This window comes from Mesorhizobium sp. M7A.F.Ca.AU.002.02.1.1 (assembly GCF_003998535.1).
In the GTDB taxonomy this organism is placed as follows: Bacteria; Pseudomonadota; Alphaproteobacteria; order Rhizobiales; family Rhizobiaceae; genus Mesorhizobium; species Mesorhizobium ciceri.
The window spans coordinates 1-8312 of sequence record NZ_RZPB01000216.1; the positions used below are offsets into that span (position 1 = coordinate 1).

Sequence of the window (8312 nt, forward strand, 5' to 3'; positions counted from 1 at the left end):
AGACACAGCGTCTCTCGGATGGCGGCAGGCGTGTCACCTCCATATCGGAACTGACCGGCATGGAGGGCAATGTCGTGCAGCTTCAGGAAATCTATCATTTCGTCCGCCGTGAGGTGACGGCCGAGGGCAAGGTCGTCGGAGACTTTCGCGCAACCGGTGTCCGTCCGCGCTTCGCTCCAGAGGCGGCGACGCTTGGCCATCATTTTGCCAAGGACGCCTTCAACCCGCAGGTTGCCCTCTGATGCCGACTGGTCAAGCTCTGCTATACTTCATCTACATGCTGGCGGCAGCCTCGGTCATCCTCGCCGGCGAAGCTCTTTATCTTTCATTTGCCGGCCGCCGCTCTCGGTCTCTAGCAGTCAATCGCCGATTGAAGCGGCTCGCTGGCGACGTCCCGGCCGAACAAACGCTACAGGGATTGCTGCGGGAGCGTGGCCTCACTGACTCCGGCGACTTTCTTTTTGGAATGGTGTGGCTGAACAGACTCTATACTCAATCCGGCATCACCGGAAATCCCCTGACGTTCGCCGCGACATTCCTGCTCGTCGGACTAGCGATGGCGTTGCTCCTGGTACTCTTCAATTTTTCCGCTTTGGCGTCGCTTCTTATCTTTCTGGTCGTAGGGCTTGTCCTGCCGCTTCTCGTCCTCCGGCGCGCCCGCAACAAGCGAATCCAGAAGTTTGCCAAACAGCTGCCGGACGCGCTCGACATGATCGTTCGTTCGCTGCGCGCCGGACACCCGGCTTCGGTCGCCATCGGTCTGGTCGCGCGCGAAATGCCGGATCCGCTCGGCACCGAGTTCGGCATCGTCTCCGATGAGATCACTTTCGGTCTCAGCATCGAGCAGGCTGTGCGAAAGCTTTCGCAGCGTGTCGGCTTCGAGGGTCTTCAGTTGCTGTCGGTATCCCTGTCGATCCAGGCCAAGACCGGCGGTAATTTGACCGAAATCTTGTCCAACCTATCCTCGGTACTGCGAGAAAGGCAAAAGCTTCGAATGAAAATTCGGGCGCTTTCCGCTGAAGGGCGCGTATCGGCCTGGATTATATCACTGTTTCCGCTCGTCATGTTCTTGATCCTTCAACTTCTTGCTCCCTCCTATTATGGAGGCGTGTGGCACGATCAGCTCATTTTCCCAGTCTTCACCGTATTCGGGGTGTGGGCTTTGTTGGGGGATTTCATCATGTATCGAATGGTTAATTTTGATTTCTAACAGGGGCGACGAATAAAATTGTTTTCGAATATTCAGGATCTGGGTTTCTTGGTATCTATCGTCGTGTTTGCGGCGGCGGCATCTTTTTTCCTGTTCGGTGCGCTCGTCTTCCTGCCGGCTCTGCAAACACGAAAGCTCGTCGCGCAGAGCCTGATGGGCGAAGGAATTACAGACCGCCGGTCAATGCTTGGACAGGACGTGCTTGCCAAGCTTGCGGCACAACGGCCAGTCGACGCCTACTTCAAGTCGATCGAAAAGGAGCGCGATGAGCCGAATGCTTTGGAGGCGAAGCTCTTTCGTGCCGGCTTTTACAAATCAAGTGCACCGCTGGTTTACACCCTGTCCCGTCTGGTTGCAGTCTGCATTGGGTTTTTGGCCATCTATGCCCTGCTGTCGCGGGTCCTTCCACCACAGCTGCCTGGTTTCATAACCTTTGCCGGCTCTGCTTTGTTCGGCCTGGCCTGCATGGTGATTCCGAGCATCATGCTCGATCGCTTCGAGAATGGTCAGAAACGAATCTATCGCCGTGCCTTTCCCGACTTCATGGACATGATGATCACATGCGCCGATGCAGGCATGAGCCTTGAGGCGGCGGTCGAACGTGTGAGTCACGAAATGGCTGCCACCCACAAGTGGCTGGGGATCCAACTGTCTATCATGAATTTGCAACTGCGCGCCGGCAAGCCGTTGCGGGAGGCGTTACGGGAACTCGCCGATCGCATAGGCCTTGAGGAGGCGCGGGCACTAGCGGTGCTGTTCCGGCAATCGGAAGAACTCGGCACCAGCCTCACCGATGCCTTGCGTGTTTATAGCGCCGAAATGCGCAGTCAGAGAATTCTGAGTGCCGAGGAGCGCGCCAATTCACTCCCGGTCAAGATGATGATTCCGTTGGGTCTCTGTATATTCCCAGTCGTGATGGTGGTGATCATGTTGCCGGTCATCATTCGCATGAGAGGCGTTTTCTTCTAGTTTAGTATATCATTTGGCCCTAATGTGAGTCGGGGGCCCAGGGGACGGACGTATGAAGAGGGTTATCGCGGCCGCGGCCTGTCTGCTCATGGCGGTGCTTGCCGGTTGCCAGACGGCGGACACAACCGACGGTGTCGTGCGCACCAACGAGCCGTCGAAGGGCGACGTGACGTCTTTTGGCGATGCTTTCGACGGACTGAAAACGGTCGGCGACGTCGAATACTATGCCTCGGACCAGGCGGTCGCGGAAGCCAAGAACCAGTTCCGCGCCGAGAATTACGGCAATGCCGGCGCACTGTTCTTCAAGGCGACGCAACTGGCACCCAATGATGGTAACGCCTGGATGGGGCTGGCCGCCTGCACCGACCGGATCCACCGCTTCGACCTGTCCGACCGGGCCTATGCCAGGGCCTTCAAGCTGGGCGGCGCGACGCCCGAATATTACAACAATGTCGGCTATTCCTACCTGCTGCGCGGCAAGTTACAGGATGCCCGCTCGAACTTCCTCAAGGCTTACGAGCTGGCGCCCAACGACCCGACCGTCGCCAACAATCTGAAGCTTTTGTCGTCAAGCGTGCAGAACGTCGAGCGCTAGCATGTTGCTTGCCGAAGCGCTGCTGCTGAAGGTGCTCGCAATCCCTCTGCTGGCCAGGATTGCCTGGCTCGATTTCACCACCCAGAAAATTTCCAATCGCGACGTGCTGCTGCTGCTCTGTCTGGGCGCCGGGGGCCTGCTGTTGCTGTCGCTCCAATCCGGGTCGTGGTGGGACATGGGACTGAGCACCAGTGCAGGGCTTCTGTTGTTCGTCGCGCTCTTGCCCTTCTGGGCCTTGCGCAAGATCGGCGCCGGCGATGTCAAGCTGATAGCAGTCGTGCCCTTCCTGATCAGCGGCAGCGGTCTCGCGGTGTTTTCGGTGCTGCTCCTGGTTTTCGCCTTGGCCACTGCCGCGATCGTGAAAAACCCATTCCTGCTGCCGGCGGGCGCTTTTCGGCTCATCGTCCAGCATCTGGACCGCAAGGGGGTGGTGCCGTTCGGCGTGCCGACCTCGCTGGCCGCGATCTGTACGCTGGCGTTCCTGATCTACAAGAGCTTGATCCTGGCGAGCAGTTCTGGGATCCTCAATCAGCTCAACTGACCTCGACAGTTCGCGCGGCTGAACGCGCTGCGATCGACACTTCCCCGAAGCCTTCGCCGGCGCGTTGGCTGACGGAACAAACGAAAACCCGCCTGTGCGGCGGGTCACTGGCGCAAATCAGCACCATGGACAAAAATGTACCATAGCTGAGTGCAGGGAGTCAAGAAAAAATTCCTATCAGGTTGATGGCTAGATAAACAATCACAGGGAGAAGGCAGCATGGCACTTCACCTTTCGGCGGATGCTCCGGTCTCGGTCGCGGCGCCTCCACAGAAATATCTATTTGGTCCGTTCATCGATTTTTTCATGCTCGGCGGGAGCGCGTTCCTGATCCTGCCGATCCTGTTCTTTGTGCCTCTTAGATACGAGGGCGTTGTGGCGGCGGTAATGCTCTTGCTCGCCAATCTGATAAACCATCCACATTTTGCCCACTCGTATCAGATTTTCTATCGCGATTTCGGGCGCAAGGTGCGCGGCGACGGATATGACAGGAATCTCCAGATCCGCTACATCATCGCGGGCATTGCCGTCCCAATGATCATGGTCGCTTTCTTCGCCTATGGCTCCGTAACCGGCAACGCCCGCCTGCTGGGATATGCCACCAACGCGATGGGCTTTTTCGTCGGCTGGCACTACGTCAAGCAAGGCTATGGCATGCTGATGGTGGACGCGGTGCTGAAGCGCAAATTCTTCAGCGACCAGGACAAGAAAGCGCTGCTGTTCAACGGATATGCCGTGTGGCTGTTCGCCTGGCTCCAGACAAACGTGGTGATCACCGAAAGGCAGTACTGGGGCCTGGACTACTACACATTCGCTGTCCCGCCCTGGCTCCTCAACATCGCGCTCGCGGTCGCCGCTGCCTCCTCGGCGGCCACCGCCGTGATGTTCGTCAATCGCTGGCGCAAACATGGCGGCGCGCTGCCGTATAACGGCGTCGTCGCTTACGTCGTGTCGCTCTATGCCTGGATTCTGTTCGTGGCCCTAAATCCGCTTTGGCTGCTCGTGGTGCCGGCGCTCCATTCGTTGCAGTATCTGGCGGTGGTCTGGCGTTACCAGACCAATGTCGAGCGCGACCGCGCGGATGCCGTCAAGGATCCGGAATTCAGGGTGCTGTCCATTCTTGGGCCGATGTACAGGCTGCGGGTGCTGATATTCATCGTCGCCGGCACAATTCTCGGTGCTCTCGGTTTCTGGCTCGTGCCGATGGCGCTAAGTGCCCTGGTTCCCTACGACAAACAGGTGCTCGGCTCGTCGCTTTTCCTCTTCATCGCGTGGATATTCATCAACGTGCACCATTACTTCCTGGACAATGTGATGTGGCGTCGCGGCAACCCGGAAGTCTCGAAATATCTGTTCCGCTAACCCTCAGTCCGTTGGATGTTCAGTCCCGCAGGAGATCGAACATCAGCTTGAAGAAGCGGTCCGCGTCGACCTCATGGGCGATGCGGGCATTGTCCTTTTCACCGCGCTCGCCCCAGTAGTCGGCGATGGTCGCGCCGAAGGCGTAGGTGCCGGACAGGTCGACGCCGATATGGGCAGGGCGAGTGCGCACCAAGGTCGGGTCGATGGCCAGCGCCAGCGCCAGCGGATCGTGCATGGCGCCGCCGACGCCCATCGAGTTGCGGTGCAGCTTCTCGTAGAACAGCAGCCAGTCGTTGACGAGCCGGCCGAGCGGCGTGTCGATGGTGGCGAGTTCGGCATATTGCGGCGCCTCGATCAGCACCTGCATGGTGACGTCGAGGCCGACCATCAGGATCGGCACGCCGCTGTCCAGCACGATCTTCAGCGCTTCGGGATCGCAGAACGCGTTGAATTCGGTCGGCGTGATGATCTCGCTCTTGCGGTAGAACACGCCGCCCATCCAGATCAGTTCCTTGATCTTGGGCAGCACGTCGCGATGCTTGAGGATCATCAGGCCGATATTGCTGAGCGGGCCGGTGGCAACGACCAGGATCGGTTCGGGCGCGGCGCGCAGCCTGTCGGCCAGGAAATCGACGGCATGCTGGTCAACCGGCTTGATCGTCGCCTGCGGCAGGTAGGGCGAGCCCTCGAGCCCGCTCGGGCCATCGGCGGTGCCGAGCACCAGCGGGCGCGCCAGCGGGCGGTGACAGCCCTGCGCGACAGGCACGTCGCCGGCGCCGATATACTCCAGGATGCGCAAGGCATTGGCGGTCGTCTTCTCGACTTCCGCATTGCCGCAGGTCGTGGTGACGCCGATGAGTTCGATGGCCGGCGAGCGATGCGCCATGACCAGCGCGATGGCGTCGTCGTGGCCGGGGTCGCAGTCGAACAGGATAGGAGTTGGCTTGGTCATCATGTCGTCTTTCACGCCGCCCGCTCGTAGCGCGCTATGGTTTTCTTGAAGCCGTCGAGGAAACGCCGGCCGTCCAGGCCGGTGCAGATGCGGGTGGTCTTGGGCCCGCCGCCGGGCAGCAATTGCCGGCCGCGATAGGCGACGGTCTGGCCGCGCGCCAGCCTGCCGTCGAGCACGACGTCGGCGAACAGCGGCTCGGTCATCGTCGCCAGGCCGGGATCGAAAGCCAGCGCCACGGTGATCACGTCATCCATCGGGAACCCGACGAGGTCGAAGAATTCGCGCCAGATGTCGATGTAGATCGGGAAGCTGTCGGCGATCATCTCAAGGACGGGATTGTCCTTGGCGACGGCCTGCATGTCGGCGATGTCGTCGCGCGTCAGCATCGAGTCGGCGACGCGGTTGTCCTCGCAGATGTCGAGGGGGACGAGGATCTTCTCGACATCGGCGTTGAGCACGATGCGCGAAGCCTCCGGATCGGCCCAGATGTTGTATTCCGACAGGGGTGTGATGTTGCCCGGCGTCTGGAAATTGCCACCGAGCACGATCAGCCGCTTGAGTGCACCGGTCAATCGCGGCTCCTGCAACAGCGCCATCGCCGCGTTGGTCAGCGGGCCGGTCGTCACCAGCGTGATCTCGCCCGGATTGGCCATGACCGTCTCGATGATGAAATCGACCGCATGTCCCGACGTGGCCTGCCGCACCGGCGTCGGCGCCGGCGGGTTGAACTTCTTCAGGCGATCGCCGAAGCGGGCGACAAGCCGTTTTTCGAAATGCACCGGCGCCTCCATGTCGGCCTTGGCGTTGCCGACGATCGGCCGCCACGCGCCGGCGTGAACCGGGATATCGTCACGCCCGGCGAGCGTCAGCGTGTTGAGGACGACGTTGGTGACCTGTTCGATCGGGCCGGCCGCACCGGTCACGGTGGTCACGCCCTCGAGCCGGAGTTTGGGATTGACCGCTGCAAACAGCACGGCGAGAATATCGTCGCCGGCTGAATCCACGTCGAGGATTATGCGTTCCATAAAGGCTTCCTTCACTGGGGATTTTTGCCGCCGGGTTCGGTGTTCCTGTCTACCGACAGCAGTTTCCGCATCGATTCCAGCGTCTCCGCGATGATCCTTGGACGCGCCCGGTAGGACAGCGCGAACAATGCGATCAGCGCAACGACATAGGGGACGGTGAGAACCAGGTAGGACGGATAGCCAAACGTCTGCAGGCGCAACGAAAAGGCATCGGCGAAGCCGAACAGCAGGCAGCCGGCCAGCACCTTCAGCGGATCGCCGTTGGAAAAGATCAGGATCGCCACCGCCATGAAACCACGGCCCGACGACATGTTTTCGGTGAACATGGTGATGTAGCCGAGGGACAGATGCGCGCCGGCGAGGCCCGCCAGCAATCCGCACAGCAGGGATGCGATGTAGCGGACGCGGGTGATCGAGATGCCAAGCGCCTCGGCGGCTTCCGGCTTTTCGCCGACGACGCGGATATAGAGGCCGAGCCGCGTCCTGTTGTAGCAGACGACCAGCAGCGGCACGGCGATGAAGGCGGCATAGACGAGCGGCGTGAAGCCGGAGATCAGCGGCGCCCAGGAGCCGAGAAGGTCGCGGGCGCCGGGCAGCTGGACTTTCGGCAGGCCGACGATGCCATGACCGACGATCGAACCGCGCGTGCCGAAGATCGCTTTCATCAGCGAGATCGTCATGCCGCCGGCCAGGATGTTGAGCGCCAGCCCGACGACAACTTCATTGGCCTTGAAGCTCACCACCAGGACAGCAAAAACCAGGGCGAAGACGAGCGCCGCCGCAACGCCGCAGGCGACGCCCGCCAGTGCGGAACCGGTCCAGATCGAACCAAGGACGGCGAAGAAGGCGCCGACCAGCATCTGCCCCTCGAGGCCGATGTTGAAGATGCCGGCCTTGGTGGTGAACGAGCCGCCAAGCGCGACCAGAAGGATGGGCGCGGTGGTGCGAAGCGTCGCCGCGATCAGCGCGACGTTGATGAGCTTGTCTAGAATTTCCATCGCCGCTCCCCTGCCTGGCTGTCGCCGCGCTTTCTCACCAGCACCTGGGCCGACACGCTGAGGATGATCAGCGCCTGGATCACGGTGATGATTTCGCGCGACGCGCTGGTATCGACCTCAAGCAGCAGCGATCCGTTGCGCAGGGCGCCGAAGAACAGTGCGGTGAAGATGGTGGCGACCGGCGAGCCATTGGCGAGCAGGGCGGCGATCAGCCCGTCGAAGCCGAAACCGGGAGCAAATCCTTCCATGAAGCGGTGGTGGACGCCGAGCGTCTCGACGCCGCCGGCCAGCCCGCCGACGGCCCCCGAAAGCAGCAGGACCAGGAAGCCCTGCCGTTTCACGTTGACGCCGCCATATTCGGCGAATTTCGGCGCCGAGCCGACCATCGTGACGCCGTAACCCCATCTGGTGTAGCGGAAGACAAGGGCCGCGCCGACCGCCAGCACCAGGCCAATGACCAGGCCCCAGTTCAACCGCGAAAAAGTGAAGATCTCCGGCAGATAGGATGTCGCCAGGATCGGCGGCGTCTCCGACCAGCCGCCCGGCCGCTTGAACAGGAAGATGGTGAAATAGGATGTGAGCAGCACCGCCACGTAGTTCGACAGGATCGTCGAGACGACCTCGTTGGTGTTGTAGCGGGCGCGGAAATAGGCGGGGATG

8 protein-coding genes and 2 pseudogenes are annotated in these 8312 nt (G+C 60.9%); 6 read left to right on the forward strand and 4 right to left on the reverse strand.

The window, feature by feature from the left end; translation table 11 throughout:
* The 6 genes and pseudogenes from EN879_RS15355 to EN879_RS15380 all read left to right on the forward strand — a co-directional run.
* Positions 1–242, forward strand: a pseudogene (locus EN879_RS15355) (CpaF family protein); the annotation flags it as partial.
* Positions 242–1210 carry a type II secretion system F family protein gene (locus EN879_RS15360; RefSeq protein WP_063170095.1) on the forward strand — a complete coding sequence of 323 codons (969 nt, stop codon included), beginning with the start codon at positions 242–244 and terminating at the stop codon, positions 1208–1210. The pseudogene EN879_RS15355 and the gene EN879_RS15360, both read left to right, overlap by 1 nt.
* Positions 1211–1228: 18 nt before the next feature.
* On the forward strand, positions 1229–2179 hold the full coding sequence (locus tag EN879_RS15365) for a type II secretion system F family protein (protein ID WP_063170096.1): 951 nt from the start codon (positions 1229–1231) through the stop codon (positions 2177–2179).
* A 52-nt stretch (positions 2180–2231) separates the two neighbouring features.
* A complete protein-coding gene (locus EN879_RS15370; RefSeq protein ID WP_063170097.1) occupies positions 2232–2774 on the forward strand; it encodes a tetratricopeptide repeat protein in 543 nt (180 codons plus the stop codon).
* Position 2775: 1 nt separating this feature from the next.
* Positions 2776–3315 carry a prepilin peptidase gene (locus EN879_RS15375; RefSeq protein ID WP_063170098.1) on the forward strand — a complete coding sequence of 180 codons (540 nt, stop codon included), beginning with the start codon at positions 2776–2778 and terminating at the stop codon, positions 3313–3315.
* Between the two features lie 219 nt (positions 3316–3534).
* Positions 3535–4677: a hypothetical protein gene (locus EN879_RS15380; protein ID WP_063170099.1), complete on the forward strand. Its 1143-nt coding sequence runs from the start codon at positions 3535–3537 to the stop codon at positions 4675–4677.
* Between the two features lie 19 nt (positions 4678–4696).
* Here EN879_RS15380 and EN879_RS15385 read toward each other — a convergent pair whose 3' ends face one another.
* The 4 genes and pseudogenes from EN879_RS15385 to EN879_RS15400 form a co-directional block, all read right to left on the reverse strand.
* Entirely contained in the window at positions 4697–5644 is a 948-nt protein-coding gene (locus tag EN879_RS15385) for a nucleoside hydrolase (protein ID WP_024502284.1), read from the reverse strand.
* Positions 5641–6654 carry a nucleoside hydrolase gene (locus tag EN879_RS15390; RefSeq protein WP_082826727.1) on the reverse strand — a complete coding sequence of 338 codons (1014 nt, stop codon included), beginning with the start codon at positions 6652–6654 and terminating at the stop codon, positions 5641–5643. Before EN879_RS15390 ends, EN879_RS15385 begins: the two co-directional genes overlap by 4 nt.
* Positions 6655–6665: 11 nt before the next feature.
* Positions 6666–7652: an ABC transporter permease gene (locus EN879_RS15395; RefSeq protein WP_013530293.1), complete on the reverse strand. Its 987-nt coding sequence runs from the start codon at positions 7650–7652 to the stop codon at positions 6666–6668.
* Positions 7640–8312 (reverse strand): annotated as a pseudogene (locus EN879_RS15400) (ABC transporter permease); the annotation flags it as partial. The gene EN879_RS15395 and the pseudogene EN879_RS15400, both read right to left, overlap by 13 nt.